The sequence below is a fragment of the Streptomyces sp. NPDC051987 genome (assembly GCF_040680735.1).
Classification (GTDB): domain Bacteria; phylum Actinomycetota; class Actinomycetes; order Streptomycetales; family Streptomycetaceae; genus Streptomyces.
The window spans coordinates 16,975-18,265 of sequence record NZ_JBFAXI010000133.1 but is presented as its reverse complement, the minus strand read 5'-3'; the positions used below and the strand labels follow the sequence as shown (position 1 = coordinate 18,265).

Sequence of the window (1,291 nt, the reverse complement as noted above, 5' to 3'; positions counted from 1 at the left end):
CCGCCTGCGGCAGCGGAGGCTGGTGGGTGGTCATCGGGCGTCCTCGGGCTTGGTCAGTTCTACGGGAGCGGTGGCGGGGGCGGCAGCGGCGGCCGCCTTCGCCAGGAAGACCCAGGTGAGCCAGACCGCGAGCAGGAACGGCGGGATCTTCAACGCGACGAGGACCCAGCCGAGTTGGGCGGTGTTGGCCCACCAGTACAGCGGGAAGAGGATCGCGCACTTGGCGAGCAGGATCAGGCCCCATGCCCAACTGGCCTTGGCGTACGCCTTCTTGCGGCCGGGGTTGCGGGTGCGCCAGGAGAGGTTCTCCTTGAAGACCGGGCCGAGGATCAGGCCGATCAGCGGGACCCCGCACAGGGTCGTGATGATGTACGCCAGCGCCAGGCCCAGGGTGTAGAGCATGCCGGGCAGGTAGAAGTCCTTGGCGTTGCCGGTCATCATCGCGAAGACGACACCGAAGGCGACGCCGAAGACGCCGCTGAAGGCGTGCTTGACGGTGTCCTTCATGGCGAGGCGGACCACGACCAGCACCACGGAGACCGCGAGGGCGGCGATCGCCGACCAGTGCAGGTCCTTGTTGATGGTGAAGATCGTGACGAAGAGCAGGCCGGGCAGGACCGTCTCGACCATGCCGCGTACCCCGCCGAAGGCCTCGAACAGCGCGGCCTCGGTCACCGCCCGCGCGTCGGCCTCCGTCTGCGTGTCTTCGGTCGGCTTGTCGAGCGACGTCACCGGCTACTCCCTACCGAGGGGTCTCAGTTCGTACTTGGGGTTGAACAGCACCCGGCGGCCCCGGCTCAGCGAGATCCGGCCCGATGCGATCAGCCTGCGTCCCGGTTCTATGCCGACGATGGAACGCCTGCCGAGCCACACCACGTCCAGCGCGGCGGAGCCGTCGAACAGCTCGGCCTCCAGGGCCGGGACTCCGGCGCGCGGCCGCAGGGTGACCGTGCGCAAGGTACCAGTAACGGTGACGATCTGCCGGTCCTGGCAGTCGCCGATCCGGGTGCAGCCCGCCGTGTCGGCGTCCTCGCGCAGCTCCTCGGACTCCAGGTCCTCCTGCGACGAGGAGAGCCGGTCGAGCATGCGCCGGAACCGGCCGGCCGGCTTTTCGGAGCGAGGAACAGCACTCATATCTGAAGCGTACCGGGGCCCACCGACACCGCCGTAGCCCAGCTCACTGAGCGACCCGCATCACTTCTCGCCCCCCTCACTTCTCGAACCGGTACCCCATCCCCGGCTCGGTGATGCGGCATCCCCCGGGGGCAACCCCCGGACCCCCGGCCGCAAC

The 1,291-nt window shown here is 69.1% G+C and carries 2 protein-coding genes; both read right to left on the bottom strand.

All coding sequences use genetic code 11. The annotated features are described in order from the left end of the window. Positions 1 to 30 precede the first annotated feature (30 nt). Positions 31 to 732, bottom strand: coding sequence for a DUF3159 domain-containing protein (locus tag AB0M11_RS38495; RefSeq protein WP_365713093.1), 702 nt, complete (start codon positions 730 to 732; stop codon positions 31 to 33). Between the two features lie 3 nt (positions 733 to 735). Further along, a complete protein-coding gene (locus AB0M11_RS38490) occupies positions 736 to 1,134 on the bottom strand; it encodes an OB-fold nucleic acid binding domain-containing protein (RefSeq protein WP_181802759.1) in 399 nt (132 codons plus the stop codon). Between the last annotated feature and the right edge of the window lie 157 nt (positions 1,135 to 1,291).

Excerpts from the sequence above, each read along its gene's own strand:
- AB0M11_RS38490 (WP_181802759.1), bottom strand. The coding sequence starts at position 1,134 with ATGAGTGCTGTTCCTCGCTCCGAAAAGCCGGCCGGCCGGTTCCGGCGC.